Origin of the sequence: Clostridium intestinale DSM 6191 (assembly GCF_900130055.1) — a bacterium.
Classification (GTDB): Bacteria; Bacillota; Clostridia; order Clostridiales; family Clostridiaceae; genus Clostridium_T; species Clostridium_T intestinale.
This window is the reverse complement of record NZ_FQXU01000006.1, coordinates 256,070-271,650: the sequence shown is the minus strand read 5'-3', so window position 1 is coordinate 271,650 and position 15,581 is coordinate 256,070. Positions and strand designations below refer to the sequence as shown.

The 15,581-nt window shown below is 32.2% G+C and carries 12 protein-coding genes; all 12 read right to left on the bottom strand.

Features of this window, described 5'->3' with window-relative positions; genetic code table 11:
- Positions 1 to 17 precede the first annotated feature (17 nt).
- Positions 18 to 2,198: a glycosyl hydrolase family 65 domain-containing protein gene (locus BUA92_RS10480; RefSeq protein WP_073019314.1), complete on the bottom strand. Its 2,181-nt coding sequence runs from the start codon at positions 2,196 to 2,198 to the stop codon at positions 18 to 20.
- Positions 2,191 to 4,503 (bottom strand): glycoside hydrolase family 65 protein, encoded by a 2,313-nt coding sequence (locus BUA92_RS10475; protein ID WP_073019312.1) that lies wholly within the window; start codon positions 4,501 to 4,503, stop codon positions 2,191 to 2,193. The genes BUA92_RS10480 and BUA92_RS10475 overlap by 8 nt, the downstream gene beginning before the upstream one ends.
- A gap of 8 nt (positions 4,504 to 4,511) precedes the next feature.
- Positions 4,512 to 5,393: a carbohydrate ABC transporter permease gene (locus BUA92_RS10470; protein WP_073019310.1), complete on the bottom strand. Its 882-nt coding sequence runs from the start codon at positions 5,391 to 5,393 to the stop codon at positions 4,512 to 4,514.
- A gap of 15 nt (positions 5,394 to 5,408) precedes the next feature.
- Positions 5,409 to 6,344 (bottom strand): carbohydrate ABC transporter permease, encoded by a 936-nt coding sequence (locus BUA92_RS10465; RefSeq protein WP_073019307.1) that lies wholly within the window; start codon positions 6,342 to 6,344, stop codon positions 5,409 to 5,411.
- Between the two features lie 91 nt (positions 6,345 to 6,435).
- Positions 6,436 to 7,851, bottom strand: a complete 1,416-nt coding sequence (locus BUA92_RS10460) for an ABC transporter substrate-binding protein (RefSeq protein ID WP_073019305.1) — start codon at positions 7,849 to 7,851, stop codon at positions 6,436 to 6,438.
- Between the two features lie 265 nt (positions 7,852 to 8,116).
- Positions 8,117 to 8,698: a DUF2271 domain-containing protein gene (locus BUA92_RS10455; protein ID WP_073019303.1), complete on the bottom strand. Its 582-nt coding sequence runs from the start codon at positions 8,696 to 8,698 to the stop codon at positions 8,117 to 8,119.
- A gap of 79 nt (positions 8,699 to 8,777) precedes the next feature.
- Positions 8,778 to 9,665, bottom strand: coding sequence for a VIT1/CCC1 transporter family protein (locus BUA92_RS10450; protein ID WP_073019300.1), 888 nt, complete (start codon positions 9,663 to 9,665; stop codon positions 8,778 to 8,780).
- A 157-nt stretch (positions 9,666 to 9,822) separates the two neighbouring features.
- On the bottom strand, positions 9,823 to 10,752 hold the full coding sequence (locus tag BUA92_RS10445; protein ID WP_073019298.1) for an ABC transporter ATP-binding protein: 930 nt from the start codon (positions 10,750 to 10,752) through the stop codon (positions 9,823 to 9,825).
- Entirely contained in the window at positions 10,742 to 11,821 is a 1,080-nt protein-coding gene (locus tag BUA92_RS10440; RefSeq protein WP_073019296.1) for an ABC transporter ATP-binding protein, read from the bottom strand. Before BUA92_RS10440 ends, BUA92_RS10445 begins: the two co-directional genes overlap by 11 nt.
- 13 nt (positions 11,822 to 11,834) lie before the next feature.
- Entirely contained in the window at positions 11,835 to 12,881 is a 1,047-nt protein-coding gene (gene opp3C / locus BUA92_RS10435; RefSeq protein ID WP_021803465.1) for an oligopeptide ABC transporter permease, read from the bottom strand.
- Entirely contained in the window at positions 12,874 to 13,815 is a 942-nt protein-coding gene (locus tag BUA92_RS10430) for an ABC transporter permease (protein ID WP_073019293.1), read from the bottom strand. The genes opp3C and BUA92_RS10430 overlap by 8 nt, the downstream gene beginning before the upstream one ends.
- A gap of 120 nt (positions 13,816 to 13,935) precedes the next feature.
- Positions 13,936 to 15,573, bottom strand: coding sequence for a peptide ABC transporter substrate-binding protein (locus BUA92_RS10425; RefSeq protein ID WP_073019291.1), 1,638 nt, complete (start codon positions 15,571 to 15,573; stop codon positions 13,936 to 13,938).
- Between the last annotated feature and the right edge of the window lie 8 nt (positions 15,574 to 15,581).

Genomic DNA, 15,581 nt, shown 5'->3' with positions numbered 1-15,581 from the left:
AGTAGGGGGAGATTCCTCTACTGAATTTGTTTTATATCGGCTTTATTATTTTCTATATTTACTTGATATAGTTTGTTTAAATAGGACACTTTAAATTTTAAACTCCTCCACCCTTCTGGCATACAAGGCCTTGCCTTAACTACACCATCTTCAAAATATATACCTCCAAAGCCTTCTACAACTGTCATATAAGCTCCTCCAGATGAAGCTGGGTGAGTTCCCCCTATATATATAAGTCCTGCCCACTGTTTACCTCCTCCAAGAATATCAGGAAGTGCTGACTTTAAGAAAAATGGATATGCACTATCAGGCATTCCACACTTACACGCTACTAAAGCATACATGCAGGCACTTAAGGATGATCCATGTTCTGTTCTAGGCTCATAATATTGCCAGTTCTTAAGCATTACTTCTTCTGAATATTCTTTATGAAATAAATTAAGCATGGTTATTACATCTGCTTGTTTTATAACCTTTGTATCTGAAGCAATTCCATATGCTCCACCCCAGTATTCCTTGTCATTTAATAATCTCTCTTTTAACCTATTAATCTCTATATCTTCCAAACTTTCATACCCATCAAATTGTGGAATTATAGATGTTTTATCCTCTGGTTTAGGTATATATATCTTACAGCTTGCATCCTCAAACTTTGATTCTAGTTCCTCTAATGAATATTCTTCCTCAAGCTTCCACTTATTTTTCTTTATCATTTTTATTACATCTAAGGCACTTTCAAAGGTGAACTTGGCCATTCTATTAGTATAAGCATTATTATTAACTCTTTCATGATACTCATCTGGTCCTATTACATCTCTAAGTTCATATACTTCTGAACCCACTTTAGTTAGCAATAAATCATGATAAAAGTTTGCACATTCAATTATTACTTTATATCCACCTTCTGTGATTAAATCATAATCTCCAGTTCTATTGATATACTTCATAATCCCATAAACAATAGCTGAAGAAATGTGAATCTGCTTATCTTTAAAATATGTTCTCATTGGACGTCCTGTAAATACATCTGTTACATTGTAATCTGAACATGCATCATATCCATTTTCTTGGCTTTCCCATGCATAAAAGGCTCCCTTATATCCGTAAAAACTTGCCTTTTTCATAGCGCCTTCTAATGTATCTATTCTGTATTTAAGTAAGGTTTTTGCTACATCTGGTTCAGTATTTAAGAAGAAGTCCAGCATAAACATCTCTGTGTCCCAAAATATAGCCCCCTTATAAGTTTGTCCTGATAATCCTCTTGCTGGAATTGATAAACTTTTAGAATGTCTAGGTGCTATAGAATGCAGATGATATATGGAATAATTAATCCCCTCTTCCGCCTTATCATCACCATCTATAATAATTTCAGAGGTATACCAGATTTTATCCCATTCCCTTTTATGTTCTTCTAATAATTCAAAATAACCCTTGTCCCATATATCTCTTACAAGTTCTACCGTTTCTTCTATTGGATTCTTACAATCTTTACTGGTATATACAGTAATAAACTTATATATTTCGTAAGTAAACCCCTTTTTTGCATTTATGCTTATCTTTCTAAGAAGCTTATTATCCTTCTCAACCTTCTCTTTTTTTGCTTCAAAGTTATATTTAATTTTTTCACTGACGCAAACCCTATCTTTATTTTCATGAGTTAAAGCATTGGAGATTAATACATCCTCTTGTATTGAGTACCTGATCTCATCATAATGAGGTCCATTAATATCCCATACCTCTCCATCTATTCCTGTATATATATTTAACTCTCCATCATAATCCGAAGTAACGTTATATTTCATAAGAATACAATGCTTGTTAACCATTGATGCAAATCGTTCAACCTCAATGCTCAACCGCCCTTTATCTGTACCAAAACTAGTTTTAGATTTAAATAAACCATATCTATAATCTAATGCTAGTGTATTAGTAGAAGGCTCCACCTTCGGCAAACGGTACTCTTGTCCATCAAATTCAACATAGGTGAAAAGAGCATTTGGTGCATTTAAGGGTTCTCTCCAAGCATCTCCTACCTGATCATAAATACCTGATAAATTTATAGCTGCAAACTGCTCCTTTTCATATTCTGGAAGAGTCCCTCTTATCCCAAGATATCCATTTCCTATAAGAAATTTATTGCCGTTTGCTGATATTTTATCCTTGTTATACGAATTTTCTTCTATCAACCAACTAATCATTTTCCCCTCTCCATTCACTTGGAATATTTATTTCCCTTTTTTCTTCACTTAAAGTTATGATTTCTTCATACACTTCAATTTGAATTTCTGTACCATTTAAAGTATAAAATCCTACATTTTCTTTATTAACTTCCACTACTATTACATCATCCTTATAACATAGTCTAAAAGAATATCCATTCCATTCTTTAGGAATCGAAGGTTTAAAACTAAGCACCTCTTTATCTGAACGCATTCCTCCAAACCCATATAAAATATTCATCCAAGCTGCTGCTATAGAGGTTGTATGTAAACCCTCATGTGTATTACGATTGTAGTTATCTAAGTCCATTCTAGTTGCAAATCCAAAGAAATCATAAGCCTCTCTATGTTTCTTTAATTGTGCTGCCAATATTGAGTGTACTGATGGTGAAAGTGAACTTTCGTGAATACATCTAGGCTCATAGTATTCGTAGTTAGCTCTAAGTTCCTCCTCTGTAAATCTGCTGTTATATAAAAGCATAAACATAAGAACATCAGGTTGTTTAATCATGTCGTTACGGTAAATTCTATCGTATGTCCAGTTATGATATAACGGAAAATCTTCTAGGGGAATCTTGTCTACATCTATATGAGGTAAATTGAAAAATCCTTCATGCTGTTCAAAAAGCTTTGTTTCTTTATTATAGGGAATGAACATTTTCTCCCCTATTAAGCGCCAATTTTCTATTTCTTCTTGTTTAACGTTTAACTTTCCAAGGATATTATCATATAAATCTTTATTTTTACTTTCTAATCTCTTTAAAACATCTAATGTATACTCAAGTGTAGTTTTACCCATATAATTTGTGTAACAATTATTGTTTACCATCATTTGAAATTCATCTGGTCCCATTACCCCATAATATCCATATCTTGATTTATCTGCACTCCAATCACCTCTTGTAGCAAGCATTCTGCTTATTTCTATAAGAAGTGGTGCACCTGTTTCAAATACGAATTCTTCATCTTTAGTTATATTCTCATAATGCCATATTCCATATGCAACTGCTGTTGATGGTTGAAGCTGTAGACTTGCATGCTGCCATAGGTTACAACATTCTCTTCCACTTATAGTTGCTATCGGAAAAAATGCACCTTCACAATCTAACTGCTTTGCTCTTGCCTTAGCCTCTGGTAATGTAATTAATCTAAATCTTAATAATTGTTTTGCTGCATCTAGGTTGTTAAAGATGTAGAAAGGTAAACAATATGCTTCAGTATCCCAAAAAGAGTTGCCGTTATATGCTTCTCCCGTTAATCCTTTTGCTCCAATTACATTACTTTGATCTGCTCCATGATAAGTTTGGTGCATTTGGAATATACAAAATCTTACTCCCTGTTGATTTAACTCATCTCCATCTATAACAATATCTGATTCAAGCCAGACTTTTTTCCACCACTCTATACTTCTATCTTTAATCTCATCATATTTAATTGATGTGATATTTTTCTTTTCATCTTCGCATTTAGATATAAATTCATCAAGTGAATCTTTATCATTCTTATTTACTAGATTGCTAATAACTTTAGTAAAGGTAGCTTTTTCACCATCTTTTAAGCTGATTTTAAAGCTTTTTAATATTTTCTTTTCCTCACTAATATCTTCTTCTTTTTCATATATACAATCAAAAGCGCAAGTAGAAAAAACATTTTGCTTTGTATTTATTGTGGTTCCAAGTATACTTAGCCACCTATCTCCACTACTATTTTCACTACATTTCCATAGGTTTTTTTCTGCCATATGATGAATATTTGTAAAATCTAAACCTGATACGATTGTTATATCACCATTAAAATTTATAGGCGTAATATTTATTCTCTGCCCTGCTAGCTTAGCATCTTCCATTGATAAAAAACGTTCAAATTCTAGCTTTACTTCTTTTCCTCCATCTACTTCCCATATAAATGAACGAGTTAAAAGCCCTGTATTTAAATCAAGTTCTCTTCTAAAATCTCTGAAACTACTTTTGTTTAAATCTAAAACTTCATCATCAAGAATTATACGTGTATATAACCAATCTACTGAATTAACCATAAACTCACTATCTTTTATTATTCCCTTGTATGAGGAGCCTGTAATCTCTTGTGATTCATACACTCCATTAAAATAACTTCCAAGGAGGCTATCTCCAGTGTACCCTTCTTCAAAATAACCTCTCACTCCCATATACTCATTTCCCAGGGAGTATATAGATTCAGATACCTCTGAGTAATCTTTATTAAATCCTTCTTCAATGATTTTCCACGAGTCTGTAACATAGTATTTATCCGCTATTTTTGCCATATTTAATTCTACTCCTTTACTGCACCTGCTGTGGCACCATCTGTAATTTGTTTTTGGAATATTGTAAATAGAATAATTGGTGGAATAATCGAAAAGGCTACTGCTCTTAACATATCTACTGCATTAACTTTATTAGAGGAGTGATATGCAAATAACTTAACCATTATTGTTTCTTTTTGAGTACCATTAAGTACTAGATAAGGTAATAAGAAATCTGACCAAGCTGCAGTAACTGTAAAAATAACAACAACCATTACTATAGGTCTAGATAAAGGTAATATTACTCTTAAAAATATTTGAAGTTCTCCACATCCATCTAATTTAGCTGCTTCTATTAACTCTTTAGGCAACCCTTCAAAAAAGTTTTTAAATAGTATTACATAAAATGCATTAGCTCCAAATACCAACCATAGAGGTAAAAATGAACCATTTAAACCTACTTTGTTAATATTCACAAATAATGCTACTATGCTTGTTGTAGCTGGAATTAATAAACTCCACATAACTAATCCTAATATTATTTTGTGTCCTTTAGGCTTGATTATAGCTAACACATAAGCTAAAAGACCATTAAAGGTTACTGAACACAAGGTTCCCCCAATTACTACTATGGTTGAATTTATATAATATCTAACAAATTTTAAGTTATTCCAAGTATCAACATACTTTTGAAAATTAAAAGTTGAAGGTAGTATAGTCGCATCTTTTCTAAATTCACTAATATCCTTAAAGCTAGCTAAAAACACCCATACAGAAGGAAATAAGCATACTATAAGTATTAATAAACATAGTATAAAAATTGTTATAGAAAGTATTTTTGTTTTTAATGATTTCATATCATAATAACGAATTGCTCCATCTGATTTTTCTTTATACTTATTAAAAAACATCTTATAACTCTCCTCCTACCCTTCTTTATTTGCTGTTAGCTTAAAATAAAGTACACTTAATACCGCAAGTATTATACATACAATAACTGATAAAGCTGCCGCTACTGGGAAATTATAATCCTTAAATGCAAAATTATATACTAATTGCATAATTGAAATACTAGCATTATTAGGACCCCCATTAGTCATAACCATTGGTTCATATAAAATTTGAAAAACTGCTATTATTTGAAGAATGAACATTGTCTTACCAAGTGAAAATAACTTCGGTAATGTTATATATCTTATTCTTTGTAATACTGAAGCTCCATCTATGGTTGCAGCTTCATATAGTTCAGGATTAATACTGCTTATACCGGCTAAATAGATTAAAGCTGTAGCTCCTGCACTTTTCCATGTCATACTCATAACAATAAGAGGAATTGTCCAACCGGGGTTAGTTAACCATAGTTGAGGATCTACTCCTATCTTCCCAAGTAAAATATTTAAGGTTCCTGTTCCACCAGGTTTAAATAAAAATCCCCACATTATCACTGTGGCAAGCCCTGGCATGATATTAGGAAAATAGATTCCTACTCTAAATAATCCTTTGAAGTGAATAGTCTCACTTATAAGAATAGCCGCTAATATAGGTGCAAAAAAACCTATAACCAACGACCAACCAATGTAACTAAAAGTATTTTTAAGTGCTGCCCAAAAATCAGGATGAGCAAATACGGTAAAGTAATTATCTAATCCTACAAATTTAACCAGCCTAATTCCATTTGCTTGATATAGTGAAAGTTTAATATTTTCTAATAAAGGTTCCCATATGAAAAAAGAAAATAAAATAAGTGTTGGCAACATAATAGCCCAACCTATTAAATCTTTTCTTTTCAGAACCTTTTTCTTCTTTACTGTAATTTCTGGAGTTGCACAGATTTGTAAATCATTCGTCTCAACTTTTCGCATTCTTCCCACTCCCTATGATTTTTAAGAATCCAAATAGGTTGTCTTATAAAGAAAACCTATTTGGATAACTAGACATATAAAATAACTATTTTTATTTATTTACTTTTTCATCTAAAATCTTTTGGTAATTAACATTAGCTTGTTTCATTAAAGCAGTAACATCAGCATTTTTGTCAGTGATAACTGCTTGTATAACTTTTGTAAGTTCTGAGTATAAATCTTGAGCTGATCCTGGTTCTTCTACACGAAGGTTTCCTTGCTTGTCTATAGCATCAAAATATGAAGAATATAATTTATCATCAACATTTTTGTTATCTTTTAATACTTTTGCTTCAGCATCAAGTACTTCCTTATTAACCCAAGCAGGGAATCTCTTAATTACAGGAATTCCTGTTTCTACTTTTCTCTTAGCATCAGCTTCCATACCTGCTATTGAATCTTCTGTTGCAACTGGTGCCTTACCCATAAGCTCAAGATAATCTAAAGCCGCATTGATTTCAGCTTCAGTAGCATCCTTTGAGAACATATATGGAGTTCCACCAGATAATGAATATTGAGCTCCATTAGGTCCTGCTGGCATAGCAAATATAGCTAAATCTTCTGCAGGAAGTCCATTATTTTCAGTAGGTTGCTCAACAGCATCATTTGCAGCTATATACATAGCAGCAGCGCCTGTTCCTAAGTTAGAGAAACCTGTTCCCCAATCTTCATTTGTAGGATCTGCAGTTAAAACATCATATTTCCATTTCAAATCTTTAACATAGTTCATTGCTTCTATAGCTTCTTTACTGTCAACGTGAGATTTATATTTACCATCAGCTTCTTGTGTAGTTAAAGTAGCTCCAAATGCCCAAGCTATATTAGAAAAATGCCAACCACCAGCTGCATCTTTAGCTAAAAGACATAGTCCAGCACTACCAGTCTTTTGTTTAATAGTTTGAGCTGTTTTAGCTAATTCATCCCATGTTTTAGGAATTATTGGACGTCCATCTGCATCAACTAGCCCAGCATCTTTAAATAATTTAACATTAGCCATAACCCCTAATGCATATCCATCACGTGGAATACCATATATTCTTCCATTTCCATCTGATAAAAGTTTCTTAATTGATGGATTTATTGCTTCATCCCATCCACGCTTTTTCAATATATCTGTTATATCAGCAACATATCCACCCTTAATAAGTTTTTGAGGTTCAGTATACCATGTTTCAAATATGGTTGGTAAGTTTCCAGCTTCAGCCATAGGTACAAATGTCTCTGTAGTGTACTTGTAGTATGATGGAACAACTTCAACATCCTTATCTTTATCTTCTAATTTAGCCTTGTAACCTTCATGTAATGTAATTTCACTTGTCATTGTAGCTTCAGGCCATATTCCAAGTTTTAATTTAACCTTTCTGTCTGAAGTGTTTGCAGTATTCCCAGTTTGTCCACACCCCGATAATACTGACATTGTTAGTACTGTAGTAAGCACTATGCTAGAGAGTTTTTTAAATCTGTTCATAAACTTTCCCCTTCCTCATCTTTCTTATATGTTGATTGATTTAACGTTAAACTAAATATTTTGAAACATTTTCTTTAAGATTAATGATAGTAAGTTGTTAAGATTTAACGTTAAACTAATGATATCATTTACATTTTTTATTGTCAATATTATTTATAGAAATATTTACAAGTTTTATTTGCATAAAAAAACATTATATAAAAAAGAACCCTATATGCTACACATCTTCATATACGATCCTTTTACTTACTTCTATATTTTTATATTATGGATTATATTTTGCTACAACCTCACCTATCATATCACTTTCTTTTGCTTCATTTCCTACATATTGAGGTTCTGCTTTTACAGTTGCTTCTTCTCCACCTATTTCTATCTTTCCACTATAAATTATTCTGCTAGTTAAACTTGTGGTTCCTTCCACAACAAATTTATAGCTTCCTTTTGGTATTTCTGCGCCATCTTTATCTTTAAGATCCCATATATAAACCATATCTCCTGACTTAGGTGTTGCTTCTGTAACTGCATCAATTTCCTTTGTCTTCTTTTTAGAGATGTTTGATTTTTTAACCCATGTAGGAATTGCATTTTCCTGAACCTTATATCCTTTTGTTGCTGTATATTTAGTTACGGATAAGGTTTTTATGTATTCTCCAGAATCACTTTCTATCCATACAGCAAATTGGTTGTTTGAACTTCCACTTTGTCTTACATATGGAAATGATATTTCTAAAGTATTTGGAGTATTTCTTTCTAGGTTTTTTGAAGATTCTTTATTACCACATGCAACAAAAATAAGTGACATACAAATCATAAGCTGCACTGTTATTATTTTTCTAAAGGTCATACTTATTCCCCCTTATGTTTTAATTAATTAACTACCTTAATATATTAAACCTAAATTTAGATATATATACTTTCAATTCTTATATATCTATTCCTAAAAAGCGTTTTACTAATAATCCAATTATAAAAGAAACTACTGCTACTGACAAACTAATTGAACTCATCTCTAAGAATTTTTTCTTAAATGAAATGCTTTTAGCTACTGAAATATAATAATTAAAGGTAGCTATTATTAGAATTACTAAAAATAACATTATAAGTAATGCCTGAACATACATTGAATCTCCAAGAATCATATATGGTAACAGTAGTATTACTACTGTTAATAAATACGCTATTCCTGTGTATACTGAGGACTTAAGGGCATCCTTTCCCCCTTCATTTTTTACTGATAAGTATTCTGATGATGCCATTGAAAGGGTTGCTGATATACCAGTTATAAGTCCAGCTAATAAGATTAAGTTATTGCTTTGCATTGCAAAAGTCCATCCTGCTAAGCTACCTGTAAATTCAACTAAAGCATCATTTAATCCAAGCACCATAGAACCAACGTATCTAAGTTTTTCTTCATCAATCATAGCTATTAATTCTTCTTCATGCTCAATTTCATCCTTAAAAATCTCTTCAACCCTTGGTACTAGTTTTATTAACTCCATTGAGCGTTCGATTCCATTGTCACTATTATAGTCTCTAAGTTTATTTTCCATATTTTTTATTACAAAGGTGTATCCAAGCAGTCTTGCCATAAATACATACCAATATACTATAAACATATTCGGTTCAACATCACACTTAGTATACTGCTTCCATATATTATAATGTTTGTACTCTTCATCCGCTATTTTTAATAACATATCATGGTCATTTTTATCTTTAACAAACTTTGCTATCTTTAAATAAACATAGTATTCTAACTTCTCATCTCTTTGATACTTTTTTATAACTTCCATTAATCTTAAATTCTCCATACTTATCAATCCTCTCTTTTAAAATTTAAGTTATTTTAGTTATCACGACTTCTTTATTATAATGCTCAATTTAATTGTGCACAATCTTTTTCTTTAAAAAGTTTTTGTTAGTTAAAGCAAAAAAATCCCCCAGAAATATAATTCTGGAGGCTTTTCATTATTTATTTGACCAAGTTTTATATTCTTCATCTGTAGCTAATACATAATGACTTCCACTTACATGTTTTTGTTTTCCTTGTTCGTAACTTATTCCACTTGTTTTGTAATCATAGCTTTCTGATATTCTTGTTCTCTCAACAATAGGGTTTGGATGTGGTATTGCTGATAATAGTGATTTTGTATAAGGATGAATTGGATTTGTGAAAATTTCATCCTTTGTTCCTGTTTCTAGAAGATATCCTAAATGAAGAACTCCTATTCTATCTGATATATATTTTACCATGGATAAATCATGGGCTATAAATAAGATAGCTGTGTTTGTTTCCTCTTGTATATCTTTCATTAGGTTTACTACTTGAGCTTGTATAGATACATCTAATGCACTTATAGCTTCATCTGCTATTATAAGTTTTGGGTTCATTATAAGGGCTCTTGCTATCCCTATACGTTGTCTTTGTCCTCCTGAAAATTGGTGAGGATATCTATTTGCATGCTCTTTTGATAAGCCTACTTTTTCTAATATTTTATAAACTTTTTCTTCTCTCTCTTCTTTAGTTTTATAAAGCTTATGAACATCTAAACCTTGAGCTATTATATCTAATACTTTTTTACGTGGATTTAAAGATGCCATTGGGTCTTGGAATATCATCTGCATATTAATTCTTAAATGCTTTTTTTCCTTTTCAGATAATTTTCCTGATATATCAACTCCATCAAAGTTTATCTTCCCTGATGTTGGGTCATATAGACGAATTATTGAACGTCCTATAGTCGATTTTCCGCTTCCTGATTCCCCAACTAATCCATAGGTTTCCCCTGGAAATATTTCAAAGTCCACTCCATTAACAGCTTTTACTGTGTATTTTCTACTTATCTTAAAATGTTGCTTAAGTTCTTTTACTTCTAATAAAGGCTTTTTATTTTCCATCTAGTTTCGCCTCCCTTAACATTCTGTCTATTCTTGCTTTAAGTTCAGAAGGCATCTCAACCTTTGGTGCTTTTTCATGTAAAAGCCATGTTGAAGCATAGTGAGTATCTGATATTTTAAACATTGGAGGTTCTAATCTGTTATCAATGTTTAATGCATAAATGTTTCTTGGTGCAAAAGCATCGCCTTTTACTTCTTCAGCTAAATTAGGAGGGGTTCCTGGTATTGTATATAACTTATCATCTTTTGTGTCTAAGTCAGGCATAGCTGATAATAAACCCCAAGTGTAGGGATGTCTTGGATCATAGAATATTTCATCTATCTTTCCTTTTTCAACTATTTTTCCTGCATACATTACAGCAACATAGTCTGCAACCTTAGCTACAACTCCTAGGTCATGAGTTATATAAATAACTGATATATTCATCTTTTTTTGAATATCTTTTATAAGTTCTATTATCTTTGCTTGAATAGTAACATCTAATGCTGTTGTAGGTTCATCACAGATTAATAAATCTGGGTTACATGCAAGAGCTATAGCTATAACTACTCTTTGTCTCATTCCCCCTGATAATTGGTGCGGATAGTTTTTCAAACGTTTTTCTGCATCAACTATTCCTACAAGTTCTAAAAGCTCTATAGCTCTTTTTTTCGCTTCTTCTTTAGGGGTTTTATAGTGCCATATCATCCCTTCCATAATCTGAGCCCCTATTGTCATAGTTGGATTTAAAGAAGTCATAGGATCTTGGAACACCATAGCTATACGAGTTCCATTTATTGTTGTTCTCATTTCCTTTTTTGAAAGTTTAAGTATATCTACATTAACCTTTTCTTTATCTTTATAATAGGAGAAGTTAATTTCTCCTGATTCTACTTGCCCATTACTGCTAAGTATACCCATAGCAGCCTTCATAGTTACAGATTTTCCGCTACCACTTTCCCCTACTATTGCTAAGGTTTCACCTTTATAAAGGTCTAATTCAACACCACGAATAGCACTAACTTTTCCTGAGGATGTTTTAAAGGATATTGACAAGTCTCTAATTGATAATATTTTTTCTTTTTCCATTTCTTCATCCTCCTTATGATTCTTTCATTTTAGGGTCAAATGCATCACGTATACCATCTGCAAGCATATTAAAGCTAAGCATTAATATAGCTAGTACTATAACTGGAGGCATTATCATATATGGATGGGTTGTAAAAGACTTAAATGACTCACTTATTAATGACCCAAGTGAAGCCATTGGAGGCGGTACTCCTAGACCAATAAAGGCCAAAAATGCCTCTGTAAATATTGCATTTGGTATTGAGAACATTGTGTTTGTAATTATTGCCCCTAAAATATTAGGTAGTATTTCTTTAAATATAATAAAGAAATCTTTTGCTCCTAAGGTTCTTGAGGCAAGTACAAATTCCTGCTCTTTAAGTTTTAACATCTGGGCTCTTGCTATTCTACTCATACCTATCCACCCTGTTATCATAAGTGAGAAGGTAATTGTAGCAAGTCCTGGCTTTAATACAATAATTAAAAGAGTAACTATAACTAAGTTTGGTATACCGTTTAATATTTCTGCAAAACGTTGCATAGCATTATCAACGGCACCTCCAAAATATCCTGATATAAGTCCATAACTTAATCCAAATAACATGTCTATTAAAACTGCTATTAAAGCTATATATAATGAAATTCTGGTTCCCATCCAAGTTCTAGTAAATATATCTCTTCCTAGAACATCTGAACCAAACCAATAGTAAACATCTTTAAGTTCATTATTCTCTAAATATTTGTTTGTTTCTACCTGTCCACCCGATGTATTCATGGTTTCACTACCATCAAAAATACCTAAACTCTCAAGTCCTGGAACTCTAGGCGCTAAATTTTGCTGTGAAATTATCTGTGACTCATATGTATGCCCATTAAGACTTACTCCGATTACAGCCATTAATGTTATTAGTATTATAAAAACTAATCCTATTACTGCTCCCTTATTTTTAACAAAGCGGTTTAATACATCTTTAAAGTAAGGCTGACTAGCATAACTCTTATCGATATGAGATATATTTTCTTCCCCAACTAATTCAAAATCATTAGGTAGAAATTCTAGATTTTCATTTAGTTTACTCATGACCGTCCTCCTTTGCTAATCTTATTCTTGGGTCTATAATTCCATATAAAATATCTACAATAAGCATAATTCCAATATACATAGCGCTATAGATAAATGCTAATGCAACTACTACGTTATAGTCATTTGCTTGTATTGCAGTAACTAATAGACTTCCTATACCTGGTATTGAGAAGATTTTTTCTATAACCAAGCTTCCAGTCATTAATCCTACAACTAAAGGCGCAAGTACAGTTACTATTGGAATAAGTGCATTTCTAAGCTGATGTCTAAATATTAATGCTATCCCATTTACACCTTTACTTTCTGCAAGTAACATATAGTCAGTTCCAAGCACTTCTAGCATTTCTGTTCTAGTGAATCTAGCTATTGTAGCTATGGTAAACATACATAGAGCTATAGTCGGTAATACCGCTGATTTAAATGGTGAATCTGCTGAATAAAGCAGCGGGAATATCGTCCATTTATATCCTAATGAATATGATAAAGCAAGGGCAAATACATAAGAAGGTAAACTAACACCTAAAACTGAAATTACAGTAGTTAATGTGTCCCATATTGTATTGTGCTTTAAAGCAGCTATTATACCTAAAACCAAACCTATTAGTGCTCCAAGCAAAACAGCCTGTCCTCCAAGTCTAAGAGATATAGGCAAACGCATTGAAAGCAATTGAGATATTGGTGTATTTTTCGAAATTGTGTAGGAAACTCCAAAGTCTCCTGTTAGCATATTTTTCACATAATTAAAAAATCTTATAAATACCGGTTGATCTAATCCATATTTTGCATTTAATAAAGCCACTTGATCTACAGTTAATTTTTCGTCATTAAATGGTGAACCTGGCATAAGTTCTAACATTAAAAATAATATTAATAAAATTGCTAATAAAGTGAGTAATGAAACTACTATTCTTTTGAGCAAGTATTTTTTCACGTTGAATTCCTCCTTCTCGGAATACTTAAGTAGCTAATCTGTCTGCTAAAGCTTCTTTTAAGCAATATTACAGTGGTTATAAAATAACCACTGTAATATCTTATTAATGAACATAACTTACTATTTCTTATCGACATTCTTGAAGATTCTATTGATACCAACAGAATGGAATTCAATACCTGATACGCCATCTTTAATCATAACAGCATTACCCTTTTGGTAAACAGGGAAAATAACTGCTTGATCCATTACTATCTTTTCTGCTTTCTTTAATTCTTCCCATCTCTTATCAAGATCTAAAGCAAGATCTCCATCTTGAGCAGATTTTATTATTTTATCGTAATCTGTGTTTGACCAGAAACCATAGTTGTTAGGGCTTCCTGTAGTCCACATATCTAAGTATGTCATTGGATCTGCATAGTCTGGACCCCAACGAGTTAATCCAAGTTCAAATGTTCCTTCTTGCATTCTTTCAACTCTGTTCTTCTTAGGCATTACTTCTAACTTAACAGTAACTCCTGGAAGATTTGTTTGTATTTCTGATTGAATGAATTGAGCTACATTTTGAGCTGATTCAGTATCTTCAACTACCATCTTATATTCAAATTTATCTTTACCTAATTCTTGTTTAGCTTTGTTATAGAATTCTACAGCTTTAGCTTTATCAGTTTTTAGATAAGTGCTTGCTGTTTCACGATAGTCTTTTCCATCTGGTCCTGTTGCAAGTAAGCTTGGTACTGCAAAGTCTGCTACTATAGAACCATCTTTTAATATGTTATCAACAACAGCTTTTTTATCATAAGATAATGCAAGAGCTTTACGAAGATTTTCATTTTCTAATCCAGCAACCTTTTGGTTAGGAGAAATATACCATAGGTATCCTGCCATAATGTTGTGGAATTCTTTATCAGCTTTAAATTGTTCTACTTGTTCTCCAGCAAGTGTTGCAACATCTAAATCTCCATTTTGATATGCAAGCATAGTTTGTTGAGCTTCTTTGATTACTTGATATTGTATACCAGCTAATTTAACCTTGCTAGCATCCCAATAATCTTCATTTTTCTTTAATTCTATTGTTGTTGCAGCTGGTTCATAAGCAGTAATTTTGTATGGACCATTGCTTAAAATAGTATCTGGTGATGTAGCGAATTTATCTCCGCTCTTTTTAAAGAATTCTTCATTAACTGGTAAAAATGAAGGGAATGACAATAATGATTCGAAGAATGGAACTGGATGTGATAATTCTACTACTAGAGTTTTATCATCCTTAGCTGTTACTCCTAATTCATCTAACCCCTTTTTACCTGTTGAAATATCATCAGCATTTTTGATTCCTGCTATACCAGCTATAAATGCATATTCACTAGCTGTTTTAGGATCAACTAGACGCTTCCAAGCAAAAACGAAATCCTTTGCAGTAACTGCAGTTCCGTTAGTCCATTTAGCATCCTTTAATGTGAAAGTATATTTTAACCCATCTTCACTTTTATCAACCTTATCAGCCATTGCCAAAATAGGTGATCCAGCTTCGTCTACAGAATATAATCCTTCTGTAACTGCAGCCATTACTTCAAAAGAAGTACCATCTGTTGCTATTTGTGGGTCCATTGATGCAACTTCAACATCAAGATGTACCTTTAATGTTTTTCCTGATCCTGCTGCGTCTGGTGTGCTTGTACTTTTTCCACCACAAGCTATTAAACTAACTGATATTGTTAGTGTAGCTACCAGAGACAATATCTTTTTAATATTTTTCATTGTATCCC